Here is a 16,924-nt window from a genome sequence, read left to right on the forward strand (position 1 = left end):
CCCATGGTCATGATCAGCGAACGTCCCCCAGAAGTCGAAGACCGGGCCGTGCCCGGCCACTGGGAAGGCGACCTGATCATCGGCAAGGACGGCACCTCCCAGATCGGCACCCTCGTCGAACGGGCCACCCGCTACGTGATGCTCCTGCACCTGCCAAACGGCCGCACCGCCGAAGACGTCCGCGACGCCCTCGTGGCCACCGTCCAGACCCTGCCCACCCACCTCAGACGATCCCTGACCTGGGACCAGGGCAGCGAAATGGCCGCCCACAAAGACTTCACCATCGCCACCAACATCCCCGTCTACTTCTGCAACCCAGCCAGCCCCTGGCAACGCGGATCCAACGAGAACACCAACGGCCTGCTCCGCCAGTACTTCCCCAAGGGCACCGACCTGTCACTCCACAGCCCCGACCACCTCACCCACGTCGCCGCCGAACTCAACAGCCGCCCCCGCAAAACACTCGACTGGGACACCCCAGCCAAACGCATGCAAAAACTACTCACCACATGATCAACAACAACCACGTGTTGCAACGACCACCAGAAACCGCCCTGGGGACCCCGCGCCCCTTGGGGGTGCAACCCGCCGTGCGGACGGCGGACGGCCGTCGTGCTGCCGCGCCCGAGCGGTGGCAGCGGGATGTCTGGGAATCGACGGAGAAAGGTGCGGGTGGGCGGGGGCAGGAAGAGGGAGGCACCTAGGATCGGGGGATGGATCTTCGAAGGGCGCTGCGGCGGCCGCGGTGGAGGCGGCGGGCAGCCTTGGTGGGGGCGCTCGCCGTGCTCGTGGCGGGGGGAGCGGTGGCAGCGGGGAGCGCGGCGGCCGGCTCCGGCCCGACGGTGCGCCAGCGCGACGCGATGCTGACCGGCGCCGGCGGAGTCCGCCTGGACACCTCGTTCTTCACAGCGGGCGGGACCGGTCGCCGACCGGCCGTCCTGCTCGGCCACGGCTTCGGCGGCAGCAAGGACGAGGTCCGCGCCCAGGCGGAGGCGCTGGCCCGGCACGGATACGCGGTGCTGACCTGGTCGGCGCGCGGCTTCGGCCACTCCGGCGGCCGGATCGGCCTGAACGCGCCGGACGCCGAGGTCGCCGACGTCAGCAAGCTCGTCGACTGGCTCGCCGCCCGGCCCGAGGTCCGGCTCGACGGGCCCGGCGACCCGCGCGTCGGCATCACCGGCGTGTCCTACGGCGGTGCGATCTCGCTGCTCGCCGCGGCGTACGACCACCGGATCGACGCGATCGCGCCACGCGAGACGTACTGGAACCTCAGCGACGCGCTGTTCCCCGGCGGCGTCTACAAGAAGCTGTGGGCCGGCATCTTCTTCTCCGACGGCGCCACCCCGCTCTCCGGCGGCCTGGGGACGCAGGGCGGTACGGCGCCGAGCGCGCCGGCCTCCCCGTCGGGCCCCGGCACGGGCTCGGCCTCCGGCGGCGCCCCGTCCGGCAGCGCGTCCGACGCCGCGGTGGATCCGGTGTGCGGCCGCTTCACCGCGTCGATCTGCGCCCTCTACAAGCGCGTCGCCGAAGCGGGCACGCCCGACGCGGCCGCCGTCGCCCAGCTGGAGGCGCTGAGCCCGTCCGCCGTCGCCGGCCGCATCAAGGTGCCGGCGCTGATCGTGCAGGGCCAGACGGACTCGCTGTTCACCCTCGGCCAGGCCGACGCGATGGCCCGGAACCTGAAGGCCAACGGCGCCCCGGTCAAAGTCGACTGGATCTCCGGCGGCCACGACGGCGGCGACACCGAGGACAGCAGGGTCGACGGCCGGGTCACCGCCTGGTTCGACCACTACCTCAAGGGCGACCAGGGCACCGGGACCGGGCCCGGGTTCCGCGTCACCCGCACCGGTGGCCTCAACTCCACCGACGGCAGCGTCGTGCTGCGCGGCGCGAGCGGCGCCGACTACCCCGGGCTGGACGGCACCAGCACCCGGCGGTACGCCCTGACCGGCGGCGCCCAGCAGATCACCAGCCCCGCGGGGGGCGCGCCCCCGTCGATCTCGGCGGTGCCCGGCGCGGGCGCGCTCAGCCAGCTGTCCCAGCTCGGCGCCGGCCTCGCGCTCGACTTCCCCGGCCAGTTCGCCTCGTTCGACTCGGCGAAGCTGCACCGGTCGGTGACCCTGACCGGGTCGCCCTCGGTGTCGGTGACGGTCGCCACCACCGCGCCGGACGCCGTGCTGTTCGCCAAGCTCTACGACGTGGCGCCCGGCGGCAAGGAGACGCTGCCGGCGTCCCTCGCCACCCCCGTGCGGGTCGCGGGCTCGCCGCAGGGCACCACCGTGCGGCTGCGCCTGCCCGCCGTGGACCACGCCTTCGCGGCCGGCCACCGGCTGCGCCTGGTGCTGTCCACCACCGACCTGGGCTACGCCTCGCCGGCGGTGCCCTCGGTGCTCACTGTCTCCCTCGCCGACCCCCGGCTCATGGTGCCGACCGACCCCGGCCTGACCGCGGACGCGGCACCGCTGCCGTGGTGGGTGTGGGCGCTGCCGCCGCTCGCGCTGGCTGTCGCGGCCGCGCTGCTGCTCACCGGCCGCCGCAGGTCCCGCCCCGGACCCGCGGACCCGGCGCTGGCCGCCGTCCCGCTGCAGATCACCGGGTTGAGCAAGCGGTACGCCAAGTCCGCCGACCGGTACGCGGTGCGCGAGCTGTCGTTCCGCGTCGAACCCGGCCAGGTGCTCGGCCTGCTGGGGCCGAACGGTGCGGGCAAGACCACCACCCTGCGGATGCTGATGGGGCTGATCCGGCCGGACGAGGGCGAGATCCGCATCTTCGGCGAGGCCGTACGGCCCGGGGCGCCGGTGCTGTCGCGGGTCGGCGCGTTCGTGGAGGGCGCCGGCTTCCTGCCGCACCTGACCGGCCGCGCCAACCTCGACCTGTACTGGCAGGCCACCGGGCGGCCGGCGCAGGACGCCCATCTGGCGGAGGCGCTGGAGATCGCCGGTCTCGGCGAGGCGCTGGACCGCGCGGTGCGCACCTACTCCCAGGGCATGCGGCAGCGTCTGGCCATCGCGCAGGCCATGCTCGGCCTGCCGGACCTGCTGATCCTCGACGAGCCGACGAACGGCCTCGACCCGCCGCAGATCCGCGAGATGCGGGAGGTGATGATCCGTTACGCCGGGACCGGCCGTACCGTCATCGTCTCCAGCCATCTGCTCGCCGAGGTCGAGCAGAGCTGCACGCACCTGGTGGTGATGGACCGCGGCCGGCTGATCACCGCGGGCCCGGTCGCCGACATCGTCGGCTCCGCCGACACGGTGCTGGTCGGGGTCGACGGCGAGGTGCCGCAGTCGGCGGTGGACAAGGTCGCGGCGCTGCCCGGCGTGGCCACGGTGGTCCGCGAGGAGGACGGCCTGCTGGCCGTGCTCGACGGGATGACCGCCGCGCAACTGGTGACCGAACTCGTCCGCCTCGACATCCCCGTCGCCCAGGTCGGGCCGCACCGCCGGCTCGAGGACGCCTTCCTCACGCTGATCGGAGGCTCGGCATGAGCACCGCACCCGCTTCCGTGCCCGCACCCGCGCCGGCGCCCCCGGGCGCCGCCACCGCGCCCGGCTACCGGGCCGGGCGCACCCTGCGGCTGCGGGTCGAGGCCCGGCGGCAGCTGCGGCGGCGCCGCACGATGATCGTGGCGGCGCTGCTCGTCGCGCTGCCGTTCATCCTCATCGCCGCCTTCGCGATCGGCGGCACTCCCAGCGGCGAGGGCCGCAACGGGCCGACGCTGATCGACACTGCCACGGCCTCGGGCGCGAACTTCGCCGCGACCTGCCTGTTCGTCTCCGCCGGGTTCGTGCTGGTGGTGCCGGTCGCGCTGTTCTGCGGCGACACGGTCGCGTCCGAGGCCGGCTGGTCGAGCCTGCGCTACCTGCTGGCCGCCCCGGTGCCGCGGGCACGGCTGCTGGGCGTGAAGCTGGCCGTGGCGCTGGGCTTCTCCGCGGTGGCCATCGTGCTGCTGCCCGCGGTGGCGCTCGCCGCCGGCACCGTCGCCTACGGCTGGGGGGACCTGGAACTGCCGACCGGCGGCGCGCTGGGTTCCGGCAGCGCCCTGCCGCGGCTGGCGATCGCGGTGGCGTACATCTTCGTCAGCGAACTGGTCACCGCGGCACTGGCGTTCTGGCTGTCCACGGTGACCGACGCGCCGCTGGGCGCGGTCGGCGGCGCGGTGGGCCTGACCATCGTGGGCAACGTGCTGGACGCCGTCACCGCGCTCGGCTCCTGGCGCGACGTGCTGCCCGCGCACTGGCAGTTCTCCTGGGCCGACGCGCTCCAGCCGACGATGGAGTGGACCGGGATGCTCCAGGGCACCTCGGTGTCCCTGTCGTACGCCGTGGTGTTCGTCGCGTTCGCCTTCCGCGGCTTCCGCACCAAGGACATCGTCTCCTGAGCGGCGGACGGCCCGGCGGGCTGACGCCCCGTCGCCCGGCGATCTGACGAGGACTCACCGCCGAACGGGGGACGGACCGCTGTCCATCCCCCGTTCACCCATTTCCTGGCGAGGGACGGGCAAAGATTCGCCCGTCCGGGTAAAGCGCCGGGTAGTAAACGGCCAGATCGCTTGTTCTGCGCATGATCTGCCGATCTGATCATCTGAGCCGCCCCTGTGCGGCCGCACCACCCACCGGAGAGCTCCACACAAGGAGAGTCCATGCGCAGACCTCGCTCACGGCCCCGGGCCGTGGCAGCCGCGGCCGGGGCCACCGCCCTCACTGCCGCCGCTCTAGTAGCTGCTCCGTTGACCGGCGCGACCGCCGCCGCCTCCAGCCACCCTGGAGCCGCGGTCAAGGTCGTGCCCGCCGTGGTCGGGCACCACCTGATCAAGGGTGCCGGCAGCCCGCTGACCATCGCCCAGTGCCAGGCCAAGTGGGGCATCAACTGCTACACGCCCCTGCAGTACCGCCAGGCGTACGACCTGAACCCGCTCTACCGCGCGGGCGTGACCGGCAAGGGCCGCACCATCGTCATCGTCGACTCGTTCGGATCGCCGACGATCCAGCACGACCTCGACGTCTACAGCGCCCAGTTCGGCATCCCGAGCACCCATGTGCAGGTCGTCAAGTGGGGCGACGTCCCGCCGTTCGACCCGACCAACCCGGACCACACCGGGTGGGCCGGCGAGAGCACGCTGGACGTCGAGATGGCCCACGCGGTCGCGCCCGACGCGCACATCCTGCTGGTGGAGACCGGCGTCGCCGAGACCGAGGGCGTCACCGGTCTGCCGGAGATGATGGACGCCGAGAAGTCCCTCGTCGACCACGGGGTGGGCGACGTCATCACGCAGAGCTTCGGCGCGACGGAGAACACCTTCCCGGGCTTCGACCAGGGGGACTTCTCCAGCATCCAGAACCTGCGGTACGCCTTCAAGGACGCGCAGCGGCACGGCGTGACCGTGCTGGCGTCCTCCGGTGACGGCGGCGCGACCGACGCGACCGCGGACGGCAGCGCCAACTACCCGTACCGGGTGAACTCCTGGCCGTCCTCCGACCCGCTGGTCACCTCCATCGGCGGCACCCAGCTGCACCTGGACGAGGCGGGCAACCGCACCGCCCCGGACCGCGTGTACAACGACTACGGCGCGGGCGGCGGCGGCCAGTCGCACGTCTTCGCCCGGCCGCTGTACCAGAACGGCGTCCGGCAGGTCGTCGGCGCCCAGCGCGGCACCCCCGACATCTCGATGGCGGCGGCCGTGGACGGCGGCGCGTGGGTGTACTCCAGCTACGACCCGACCGCGGTCGGCTGGGACGTGTACGGCGGCACCAGCGAGGCGAGCCCGCTGTTCTCGGGCATCGTCGCGCTGGCCGACCAGGCGGCAGGGCACCGGGTGGGCGACATCCACCAGGCGCTGTACGCCCTCGCCAAGGGCTCGCCGAAGTTCACCGGGATCGTGGACGTCGCCGACGGCACGAACAACTCCTATGACGGCGTGACCGGTTACACCGCGGTGAAGGGCTACGACATGGCCACCGGCGTCGGCACCCTCGACGCCGCCCGGTTCGTGCCCGCGCTGGCGCTGACCAGCTGGCGGCGCTGACCCCGGCACCGACCGGGCTCCGGCTCGTCACCGCACCGGCACCGGCCCGGTTCCGTCCCGGGTGAGCGGCTGCCACCGGCCGGCCACCGCCGCGTCCTCCCCGGCGCGGCGGTGGCCGGTTTCGTCCGGTCGGCGGGACGCCCGCCGGCATCTGTCAACATCCTTGTCTGTTAGGACCCTTGACAGTTGGGTGGTCCAGACCATCAATATTGGTCCAGACCAACGTGCTTCCGGATGCTGAAGCCCCCCACCGTCGAAGGGAGCGCGGTCCATGACCGGACCCGTTCGCAGACCCATCCGCACCCTGATCACCGGACTCGTCACCGCTGTCGCCTCGGCCGGACTGGCCCTGACCGGTGCCGGCTCCGCCCACGCGGCCACCCCACTGCCCGCGCATGTCTTCGCCCCGTACTTCGAGGCGTGGAACGGCGACAGCCTGTCAGGGCTCGCCTCGCAGTCCGGCAACAAGTACCTGACCATGGCCTTCATCCAGGCCGCCACCAAGGGCTCCTGCACGCCGTACTGGAACGGCGACAGCAGCATGCCGATCTCGTCGGCCAACTTCGGCAGCGACATCAGCGCCCTGCAGGCCGGTGGCGGCGACGTCATCCCGTCGTTCGGCGGCTACACCGCCGACAACACCGGCACCGAGATCGCCGACAGCTGCACCGACGTCAACTCCATCGCCGCGGCCTACGAGAGCGTCATCTCGACGTACAACATCAGCCGCATCGACCTCGACACCGAGGACAACTCGCTCACCAACTCGGCCGGCATCGACCGCCGCAACAAGGCCGTCAAGCTGGTCGAGGACTGGGCGGCGGCCAACGGCCGCAACGTCCAGTTCTCCTACACCCTGCCCACCACCACCTCGGGCCTGGCCAGCAGCGGGCTGAAGGTGCTGCAGAACGCGGTGTCCAACAACGCGCGCATCGACGTCGTCAACATCATGACGTTCGACTACTACGACGGCGCCACGCACAACATGGCCACCGACACGCAGACCGCGGCCCAGGGCCTGCACGACCAGCTCAAGCAGCTCTACCCGTCGAAGACCGACGCGCAGCTGTGGGGCTCCATCGGCGTCACCGAGATGCCCGGCATCGACGACTACGGCGCCGCCGAGACCTTCACCACCGACAACGCCACGACCGTCTACAACTGGGCGGTCAGCAAGGGCATCAACACCCTGTCGTTCTGGGCACTGCAGCGCGACAACGGCGGCTGCCCGGGCACCGGCGGGTCCGACACCTGCTCCGGCACCACGCAGAGCACCTGGCAGTTCAGCCACACCTTCGAGCCGTTCAGCAGCGGTGGCAGCACTCCTCCGCCGACGAACGACTTCTCGCTGTCCCTGACCCCGTCGTCGGGCAGCGTCGCCGCCGGGTCGTCCGCGACGTCCGGCATCGCGACGGCGGTGACCGCGGGGACGGCGCAGTCCGTCGCCCTGTCGGTGAGCGGCGCCCCGGCGGGCGTCACCGCCTCGGTGAGCCCGGCCTCGGTCTCCGCGGGCGGCAGCGCCACCCTGTCGGTGTCCACCACGGCCGCCGCGGCCAACGGCACCTACTCGCTGACGGTCACCGGCACCGAGGGCTCGGCCGTGCACACCGCCACCTACCAGCTGACGGTGACCGGCGGCACGACGACCTGCGCCGCGGCGCAGTGGAGCTCCTCGGCGGTCTACGTCGGCGGCAACACCGTCTCGTGGAAGGGCCACACCTGGAAGGCGAAGTGGTGGACGACGGGCGAGGAGCCCGGCACCACCGGTGAATGGGGCGTCTGGCAGGACCTCGGCGCCTGCTGAGGCACTGACCTGCACGTCCCACGGCCTGGCCCCGGCGTCGGGGCCGGGCCGGCCGTCCTCTACAGTCTCCCCGTACATCTACACGACTGTCGTCGGTCGCGTCGTGCGGCCGTCGGGACCAGGGGACGGGACCAACACCCAAATGAGTGCGATAGGCGTCGGCCAGGCCGTCATACTCGGCGTCGTGGAGGGAGTGACCGAGTTCCTGCCGGTCTCCTCCACCGGCCATCTGAAGATGGCCGAGGGCCTGATGAACATCCCGGTGGACGACAAGGCCGTGGTCGGGTTCACCGCGGTGATCCAGGTGGGCGCCATCGCCGCCGTCTTCGTGTACTTCTTCCGCGACATCGTCCGCTTCGTCGGGGCCTGGCTGCGCGGGCTGGGCGACCGCGGCGCGCGCGACAACCACGACTACCGGTTCACCTGGTGGGTGATCTACGCGACGCTCCCGATCGTCGTCGTCGGCCTCGCCGCCAAGCCGCTCATCGACGGGCCGCTCGCCTCCCTGTGGGTGGTCGCGCTGTCGCTGATCGGCGGCAGCGTGGTGATGTGGTGCGCCGAGCAGATGGCCAGGTTCAAGCGCGGAGAGAGCGAGGTGACCCTCAAGGACGCCATGGTCGTGGGCTGTTCGCAGATCCTGGCGCTCCTCTTCCCCGGCTTCTCCCGGTCCGGTGCCACCATCTCCACCGCGCTGGTGCGCGACCTGGACCGGATGGCCGCGACCCGCCTGTCGTTCTTCCTCGGCCTGCCCGCGCTGACCGGCGCCGGCCTGTACGAGCTGAAGGACGCCACCAGCGGGGGTGTCGGCGTGCCCGCGGTCGCGGTCGGCACGCTGGTGTCGTTCGTGGTCGCCTACGCCTCGATCGCGTGGCTGCTGCGCTTCATCGCCCGGCACTCGTTCAACTCCTTCGTGGTGTACCGGATCGTGGCCGGTGTGGTGCTCATCGGCCTGCTCACCACCGGCGTGCTCGACGCCTGATCCACCGCCCCACGGGCGCCAACCGCAGCTGAGGGGCCCGGCCTTGACGGCCGGGCCCCTTCGCATGCCCGGTGCCCGTGCATAGTTCACGACTTATTTTTTGATGTGTATTGACTCCCGCGCGGGCGGCCCCTAGCGTCCACAGCGCATCGCGACCCCCACAACGCGACCGAGGAGACCACCTGTGACCCAGGTCCTTGCCGTGCCCGGCACTCCACCCCCCGCGCGCCGCCGCCGCAGGCGGACGGCCGCCCTCGCGGCGGCACTCCTGCTCCCCGCCTCGGCCGGGCTCGCCCTGGTCACCGCCCGGGAGGCCGGAGCGGCCACGCTCCCCACCGCACCGGCCACCGTCATCGACGTCGGCAGCGGCAAGTGCGTCGACGCGCGGGCGGCGGCGACCGGGAACGGCACCGCGGTGCAGCAGTACACCTGCAACGGCACCGCCGCCCAGAACTGGCAGTTCACCCCCACCGACAGCGGCTACTACCGGATCGGCGTGTCCAGCGCCCCCGACCAGGTGTGGGACGAGACCGGCGTGTCCACCGCCGACGGCGCGCTCACCCAGCTCTGGCTGTACGGCGGCGGCGCCAACCAGCAGTGGCTGCCGGTCGCCGAGTCGTCCGGCGCCTTCCACTTCGTCAACCGCAACAGCGGCAAGTGCCTCGACGTGCCGTCGGCCTCCACCGCCGACAGCGTCCAACTGCAGCAGTACACCTGCAACGGCACCGCCGCCCAGTCGTTCAACGTCAGCGGCAGCGGCGGCACCACCACCCCGCCCGCCGGCACCCCGGACTTCGGGCCCAACGTGACCGTGTTCGACCCCTCGATGTCGGCCTCGGCCATCCAGTCGCAGATCAACTCGGTCTACAACACCCAGGTCAACAACGAGTTCGGCACCCAGCGCAACGCGATGCTGTTCATGCCCGGCACGTACAACGTGAACATCCCCGTCGGCTACAACACCCAGGTCTCCGGCCTCGGCCTGTCACCGGACCAGGTGGACATCACCGGCGGCGGCATCCACGTCGAGGGCCACACCAGCGACGGCAACGCCACCCAGAACTTCTGGCGCGACGTGGAGAACATGTCGCTCAGCCCCAGTTCGGGCAGCACCATGTACGCCGTCTCCCAGGCCGACCCGTTCCGCCGGATGGACGTGCACGGCGGCATGCTGCTCTACGACAACACCCACGGCAGCTCCGGAAACTGGTCGTCCGGCGGCTACATCGGCGACTCCCGGATCTCCGGGACGATCAGCTCCGGCACCCAGCAGCAGTTCCTCACCAAGAACACCGCGATGGGCGGCTGGAACGGCAGCAACTGGAACATGGTGTTCGTCGGCGACACCGGCGCGCCCGGCCAGAGCTTCCCCAACCCGCCCAACACCACCGTCGCGCAGAGCCCCACATCCAAGGAGAAGCCCTTCCTGTACGTGGACTCGGCCGGCAACTGGCAGGTGTTCGACCCCGCCCTGCGCACCAACGCCCAGGGGCCGGACTGGGTCAACGGCACCCCCGCCGGGACGTCCCTGCCGATCAGCGACTTCTACATCGCCAAGCCCGGTGACACCGCCACGACGATGAACAACGCGCTCGCCGCGGGCAAGAACCTCCTCGTCACGCCCGGCGTCTACCATCTGTCCGCGCCGCTGAACGTCACCCGCCCCGACACCGTGGTGCTCGGCATGGGCCTGGCCACGCTGGTCCCGGACAACGGCGTCACCGCGGTCACCACCGCGGACGTCGACGGCATCGACATCGCGGGCCTGCTGATCAGCGCCAACACCACCAACTCCGCGACGCTGATGCAGATCGGGCCGGCCGGCGCCACGGCGAACCACGCGGCCGACCCGACCGTGCTGCAGGACGTGTTCTTCCGCGTCGGCGGCGACATCGCGGGCAAGGCCACCACCACCCTGGTGGTCAACAGCGCCAACGTCATCGGCGACGACCTGTGGCTGTGGCGCGGCGACCACTCCAACGGCGTCGGCTGGAACACCAACCCCGCGATGCAGGGCCTGGTGGTCAACGGCGCCGACGTCACCATGTACGGCCTGGCCGTCGAGCACTACGAGAAGTACCAGACCACCTGGAACGGCAACGGCGGCCGCGTGTACTTCTACCAGAGCGAGACCCCGTACGACGTGCCCGACCAGGGCAGCTGGACCACCAGCGGCGGGGACCTCGGCTACGCCTCCTACAAGGTCGCCAACTCCGTGACCACGCACGAGGCGTGGGGCGTGGGCATCTACGCCTACCTGCGCGACAACCCCTCGCTGGTCCTCGGCCACGCCATCGAGACGCCCACCACCGCGAACGTGAAGTTCCACGACATGGTCACCACCGTGCTGGGCGGCGCGGGCACCATCAACCACATCGTCGACAACTCCGGGAACCAGGTGACCGCCAGCCACAGCCACGAGACCCTGACCAGCTACCCCTAGGCCGCGCGCGGGCGGTGAAGCCGCTCCCGCAACTCCGGGAAAAGAACCTGGCCGACCCATCCCCCCACGGGTGGGCCGGCCAGGTGGCCGGGGATCGCTCCCGGCCGCACAGCGGTGCCGACGCGGGTCAGGTGAGCGTCGGCGCCACCGGGTCCCAGTCCTCCGGCAGCGTCTCCACCGCCGGAGCTCCCGACTCCAGGCCCACGAAGCCGTGGCGCTCCCCGGAGTCCGTGATCGATGCCATCAACTCCAGGACGTGCTGGGCCAGTTCACCGGACGCCCGGTGCTGCCCGCCGCTGCGGATGGCACGCGCCATGTCCAGCACGCCGACACCGCGCCCCGCGGTCGTGCCCGCCACGGGCAGGTCCCGCCACTCCTTCTCGCCGAACTTCCGTATCTGCAACGGGCCTTCGAAGGTGTTCGGGTCGGGCAGTGACAGCGTGCCCTCGGTGCCGGTGATCTCGATCATCCGGCGCGGGACGGCGGAGTCGAAGCTGAACGTCGCCGACGTGCTCGGCCCGCTCGCGAAGTCCAGCAACGCGTGGACGTGTGTGGGCACTTCGACGTCGAACACGGTCCCGGCTTTGGGGCCGGAACCGATCACCCGCTGTGTCCGCGCCTGCCGGGAGGTGGCGGCGACCCGCGTCACCGAGCCGAACAGCGAGACGAGCGCGGTCAGATAGTACGGGCCGATGTCGAACAGCGGCCCTGCGCCGTACTGGAAGAGGAACTCCGGGCTCGGGTGCCAGCTCTCCGGCCCAGGGCCCTGGGTGACCGCCGTCGCGCTGACCGGCTCGCCGATCAGCCCGGCGCGGACCGCGCGGGTGGCCGACTGCAGGCCGGCGCCCAGGAACGTGTCGGGGGCGCTGCCCACCCGCAGCCCGCGGGCCTGCGCCTCGGCGAGGATCTTCGCACCGTCGGACGGCGCGAGGGCCAGCGGCTTCTCGCCGTACACGTGCTTGCCCGCCTGCAGCGCCGCCGTGGCGACCTCGGCGTGCGCGGCCGGGATCGTCAGGTTGACGACGATCTCGACCTCGGGGATCGCCAGCGCGGAGGCCAGGTCGCCGTGCGCCGGCACCCCGAACGCCTCCGCCTGCGCGCGGGCCCGCTCCACGTCGAGGTCCGCCACCGACAGCACCGTGACGTCGGGGAACGACGACAGCGCCGTCAGGTACTGGGAGCTGATGACGCCGGCGCCGACCAGCGCCACGCCGACAGGACCGCCGGTCATGAACGCCCCTCCAGCGCGGACAGGTAGGCGTACGACTCGGCGACGGCCTCGAAGATGTCGCCCGCGCACGAGTCGAGTTCGACGATGCGCACCGCGTCGGGCGCGGCGGCCAGGATCGACGGCACGTCGATGGCGCCCTTGCCGACCGCGGTGTGCGGCTCGTCCTTCACCCCGGGGCCGTCCTTGACGTGCAGGGCCAGCACCCGGTCGCCGAGGGTGCGCAGCAGCTCCGGCACGTCGGCGCCGCCGACCGCCGCCCAGTAGGTGTCGACCTCCAGGAAGACCTCCGGCGCCAGCAGGCCGGCCAGCACCTCCAGCGCGGTGCGGTCCTCGAACCGCGGCTCGATCTCCCACCAGTGGTTGTGGTAGCCGATCCGGATGCCGCGCTCGGCGGCCTTGACGGCGAAGCCGTTGAGCAGGTCGGCGGTGCGCTGCAGGCCCTCGAGGGTGGTGAACTCCTCGTGGGCGATGCCGCCGGGGATGATCGCCAGGTCGGTGCCCACCGTGGCGACCGCGTCGAAGACCTCGCCGGCGTCCTTGTCGAACAGGGCGTAGGCGTGGGTGCTGCTGACGCCGATGCCCAACGCGTCGGCGACCTTGCGGAACCCGGCCGGGTCGGCGGTCGGGTCGAAGGCCTCGACCGAGCGGTAGCCGATCTCGGCCAGCCGGGCCAGCGTGCCGTCGCGGTCGGCGGCGATCTGGTCCCGGAGGGTGTAGAGCTGGATGCTCAAGGGGTGGGTCATCGAAGGGATGCCTCCTCGGGAGTACAGCAGTGCGGCAGGCGGCGCTGCGGCACTACGGCGTCGGGCGGGTGGATGCGGATGCCGGGTGGTGGGAGTCAGCCGACGATGAGGGGACGGAGGGTGCGATGGGCGATCTCCAGGCCCTGGGTGACCCGCTGGACGTCACCGCTCCAGACCGGGTCCTCGTGCTCCACGGACAGCACGCCGGTGAAGCCGCCCTCGTACAGGGTGTCGACGATGCGGCGCCAGTCCACGTCGCCGAGCCCCGGCACGCGGTAGCGCCACCAGCCGCTGTCCCAGCCGTCGTTGCGCTCGACGGTGCGGCCGAAGAAGCCGTACCGGTTCCGGGCGGCCGGATCCAGCTGGGCGTCCTTGGCCTGGGCGTGCGGGATGCGGTCCACGTAGGGCTTGAGCGCGGCGACCGGGTCGATGCCCAGCCACAGCAGGTGGGAGGGGTCGTAGTTGAGGTACAGGCCGAGGTCGAACATCCACTCCCACAGCTCGGGGGAGTAGGCGAGGTTGCCCGGGTACCCGTCCGGGTGCCACCCCTCCATCACGCAGTTCTCGATGATGATCTTCACGCCGCGCTCGGCGGCGTAGGCGACCAGCGGCGGCAGCTCGCGCTCGGCCAGCGCGATGTTCTCCTTCACCGACAGGCCCGGGTGCCGGCCGATGAACGTGCCCACGAACTCCACGCCGAGCAGTTGCGCGGCGTCCACGTTGGCCCGCACGTGCGCGGCGATCTCGGCCCTGCGGGCCTCGTCGGGGTGCAGGTTGTTCTCGTAGTACGCCAGCGCGGACAGCGTCAGGCGGTGCTTGTCGAAGAGCCCGCGCACGTCCTCGGCCTCGCGCTCGCCGAACCGGGTCACGTCGATGTGGCTCGCCTCGAAGTCGCGGGAGCCGGTGGACGGCCAGGTCGCCACCTCCAGCGCCGCGTAGTCGTGCGCGGCCGCCCAGGAGGCGATCTCGTCCAGCGGCAGTTGCGGGAGGCAGGCGGTCAGGAAGCCCAGCTTCATCTCAGGAGACCTCTTTCCAGGAACGGTTCGCGGCGGAGTCCAGGACGGCCTCGGTGAGGCGCACCATGCGCGCGGCGTCGTCGAAGGTGGGGAACGCGCCCCCGGTGCCGTCCCCGCGGATCGCGGCGTGCACGTCGCGGACGAAGGCGGCGAAGCAGTCCAGGTAGCCCATCGGGTGGCCGCCGGGGACCACCGACAGCCGGGCCGCCTCGGGGGACAGGAGCGCCGGGTCGCGCAGCACCGCCGCGTTCTCGCCGCGGCTGCCGACGAACAGCGACTCGGGGTTCTCCTGGTCGAAGGCGAGCGCGGTGCGGGTGCCGTCCACCTCGAACCACAGCCGGTTCTTGCGGCCCGGTGAGATCTGGGAGATCGTCACCGACCCGGTGGCGCCGCGGTCGGTGCGGAACAGCAGCTGCACCACGTCCTCGGTGGCGGGCGTGCCGCCGTCGCGCGGCACGGTCTGGGTGAGCGCGGTGAGCTCGGTGATCCGGTGGCCGGTCACCCACTCCACCAGGTCGCACCAGTGCGAGCCGATGTCGGCGAACGCCCGGGACGGGCCGCCGGCCACCGCGTCCACCCGCCAGTTGGTGTCGCCGGGCTCGGACAGCCAGTCCTGCAGGTAGTGGCCGTGCACCAGCCGCACGTCGCCGGACCGGCCGTCGCCGACCCGGGCCCGCGCCTCGGCGGCCATCGGGTGGTACCGGTACACGAACGGGACCGCGGCCACCCGCCCGCTGCTCGCGGCCAGCGACGCCAGCGCGTCGGCGGTGGCCGCCGAGGTGGTCAGCGGCTTCTCGCACACCACGTGCTTGCCCGCGCGCAGCGCCAGCTCGGCGAGGCGGGCGTGCACGTCGTTGGGCGTGCACAGGTGGACCACGTCCACCTCGTCGCTGGTGACCAGCTCCTCGGAGGAGTCGAAGGCCCGGTCGACGCCGAGCGCGGCGGCCGCCTCCTTGGCACGGGCGGGGGTCGAGGCGCTGATCCCGACGACCGGCGCGCCGGTGCGGCGCACCGCGTCCAGGTGCACCCGGCCGATCATGCCGGCGCCGGCGATGGCCGTCCGCAGCGGCGCCGGGGACGACCCCCGCGGCGGTCCTTGCGGCGACGCACCTGCCGATGCGTGCGAGTTGTGGCCCGAAGCTCCCAACGTGGCCTCCCTTTCGGTTCACCTACGACGCTAGCCACCAGGGTTTCGGTTGACAATGGCAAGATTTCGGCTAACTTCTGTCATAAATCAGCGACGGTACGAGGGGCGAGGGACACGTGGGCGCAGCAGGCGAACGGCAGTTGACCGCACTGAGTGAACTCGCCGGGCTCGTCGCGGGCGGCGCCACCCGGCGCAGCCAGCTCGCCACCGCCACCGGGCTCTCCCGGGCCGCCGTCGCCCAGCGCGTCGACCTGCTGATCACCAAGGGCCTGCTGGTCGAGACCGGCACGGTCGCCACGGAGCGCGGCCGGCCGCCGCTCACCCTGCAACTCGCCTCGGACGCCTCGGTGGTGTGCGCCGTCGACCTCGGCGCCACCCACGGCACCGTCGCCGTCGCCGAACTGGGCGGCGCCGTACTGGCCGAGGCGACCGAGGAACTCGACATCAACGACGGGCCCGAGGCCGTCCTCACCCGCCTCCACGAGCAGCTCGGCCGCCTCCTGGCCGACGCCGGCCACCCCGCCTCCCACGTGCGGGCGATCGGCATCGGCGTGCCCGGACCCGTCGAGGCCAGCACCGGTACGGTCATCCGGCCGCCGATCATGCGCGGCTGGGACGGCTACCGCGTCCCCGGCTTCTTCGAGGGCCGCTACGAGGCGCCCGTACTGGTCGACAACGACGTGAACATGATGGCGCTCGGCGAGTACGCGCACCGGCCCGCCACGTCCCACCTGCTCTACGTCAAGGTCGGCACCGGCATCGGCTGCGGCATCGTCTCCGGCGACCGCGTGCACCGGGGTGCGTCGGGCGCGGCGGGGGACATCGGGCACATCAGGGTGCCCGGGCACGACGACGTCCTCTGCCACTGCGGCAACACCGGCTGCGTGGAGGCGGTCGCCTCGGGCGCGGCCGTCGCGGCCACCCTGCGCGAGGCCGGCCTGCCCGTCGAGCACGTCGCCGACGTCGTCCGCCTGGTCGCGGCGGGCGATCCCACCGCGCGCCGCCAGGTGCGGCTTGCCGCGCAGCGCATCGGTGAGGTGCTGGCGTCCCTGGTCAGCTTCTGGAATCCCGACACGATCGTGCTCGGGGGGAGCATCGCGAGCCTCCACGACGATCTGCTCGCCGACATCCGGGCGGCGGTGTACCGCCGGGCTCTCCCGCTGGCGACGCGCACGGTGGCGATCGAGACGACGCTGCTCGGGCGGCGGGCCGGTATCGAGGGGGCGCGGAGGCGCGCCGTCCACCACCTTCTCTCTCCCGAGGGCATCGGCCAGTTCCTCGCTGCCTCCTGAGCGGGTTCGGCTCCGCCGGGGGGTGTTCCGGGGTGCGGCTTGCGGGCTGCCCGCGGCCGTGCTCTTCCGTTGAAACGGTTCGCCGTGCTCGTTCGCGCCGCTGGCGGGGTCCGGGGTGCCTCTCGCTGCGCTTGGCCGTGTGCTGGTCTCGTTGTGGCTGGTCGCGCAGTTCCCCGCGCCCCTGGCGGTGCACCTTCGGTGGGTGGGGTCGGGGCCGCCACGGGAGTGTCTCCTCGGAACTGTG

12 protein-coding genes are annotated in these 16,924 nt (G+C 72.1%); 8 read left to right on the forward strand and 4 right to left on the reverse strand.

Annotation, left to right across the window (positions count from 1 at the left end; translation table 11 throughout):
* The 7 genes from ACH4TG_RS40505 to ACH4TG_RS40535 all read left to right on the forward strand — a co-directional run.
* On the forward strand, nt 1-513 hold a 513-nt coding region (locus tag ACH4TG_RS40505), incomplete at its 5' end, for an IS30 family transposase (RefSeq protein WP_398248258.1).
* A gap of 200 nt (nt 514-713) precedes the next feature.
* On the forward strand, nt 714-3,488 hold the full coding sequence (locus ACH4TG_RS40510; protein ID WP_398248260.1) for an alpha/beta fold hydrolase: 2,775 nt from the start codon (nt 714-716) through the stop codon (nt 3,486-3,488).
* Complete coding sequence (locus tag ACH4TG_RS40515; protein WP_398248262.1) at nt 3,485-4,381, forward strand: ABC transporter permease; 897 nt, start codon at nt 3,485-3,487, stop codon at nt 4,379-4,381. The genes ACH4TG_RS40510 and ACH4TG_RS40515 overlap by 4 nt, the downstream gene beginning before the upstream one ends.
* Nucleotides 4,382-4,642: 261 nt before the next feature.
* Nucleotides 4,643-6,025: a S8 family serine peptidase gene (locus ACH4TG_RS40520; protein WP_398248264.1), complete on the forward strand. Its 1,383-nt coding sequence runs from the start codon at nt 4,643-4,645 to the stop codon at nt 6,023-6,025.
* A 271-nt stretch (nt 6,026-6,296) separates the two neighbouring features.
* Nucleotides 6,297-7,829 carry a chitinase gene (locus ACH4TG_RS40525; protein ID WP_398248266.1) on the forward strand — a complete coding sequence of 511 codons (1,533 nt, stop codon included), beginning with the start codon at nt 6,297-6,299 and terminating at the stop codon, nt 7,827-7,829.
* Between the two features lie 142 nt (nt 7,830-7,971).
* Nucleotides 7,972-8,808: an undecaprenyl-diphosphate phosphatase gene (locus tag ACH4TG_RS40530; protein WP_398248268.1), complete on the forward strand. Its 837-nt coding sequence runs from the start codon at nt 7,972-7,974 to the stop codon at nt 8,806-8,808.
* A 184-nt stretch (nt 8,809-8,992) separates the two neighbouring features.
* Nucleotides 8,993-11,251 (forward strand): RICIN domain-containing protein, encoded by a 2,259-nt coding sequence (locus ACH4TG_RS40535; protein ID WP_398248270.1) that lies wholly within the window; start codon nt 8,993-8,995, stop codon nt 11,249-11,251.
* Nucleotides 11,252-11,378: 127 nt separating this feature from the next.
* Here the strand turns inward: ACH4TG_RS40535 and ACH4TG_RS40540 are convergent, their stop codons facing one another.
* From ACH4TG_RS40540 to ACH4TG_RS40555, 4 genes are all read right to left on the reverse strand, one after another.
* Complete coding sequence (locus ACH4TG_RS40540) at nt 11,379-12,482, reverse strand: Gfo/Idh/MocA family protein (protein ID WP_398248272.1); 1,104 nt, start codon at nt 12,480-12,482, stop codon at nt 11,379-11,381.
* Nucleotides 12,479-13,225, reverse strand: a complete 747-nt coding sequence (locus ACH4TG_RS40545; protein ID WP_398248273.1) for a sugar phosphate isomerase/epimerase family protein — start codon at nt 13,223-13,225, stop codon at nt 12,479-12,481. Before ACH4TG_RS40545 ends, ACH4TG_RS40540 begins: the two co-directional genes overlap by 4 nt.
* 95 nt (nt 13,226-13,320) lie before the next feature.
* Entirely contained in the window at nt 13,321-14,241 is a 921-nt protein-coding gene (locus ACH4TG_RS40550) for a sugar phosphate isomerase/epimerase family protein (RefSeq protein WP_398248275.1), read from the reverse strand.
* Nucleotide 14,242: 1 nt separating this feature from the next.
* Nucleotides 14,243-15,388, reverse strand: a complete 1,146-nt coding sequence (locus ACH4TG_RS40555) for a Gfo/Idh/MocA family protein (RefSeq protein WP_398248277.1) — start codon at nt 15,386-15,388, stop codon at nt 14,243-14,245.
* Between the two features lie 140 nt (nt 15,389-15,528).
* On the opposite strand from ACH4TG_RS40555, the gene ACH4TG_RS40560 reads away from it, so the two are divergent.
* Complete coding sequence (locus ACH4TG_RS40560) at nt 15,529-16,680, forward strand: ROK family protein (protein WP_398248279.1); 1,152 nt, start codon at nt 15,529-15,531, stop codon at nt 16,678-16,680.
* The last annotated feature ends 244 nt before the right edge of the window (nt 16,681-16,924 follow it).

The organism is Streptomyces sp. NPDC020917 (genome assembly GCF_044333795.1).
GTDB lineage: Bacteria > Actinomycetota > Actinomycetes > Streptomycetales > Streptomycetaceae > Actinacidiphila.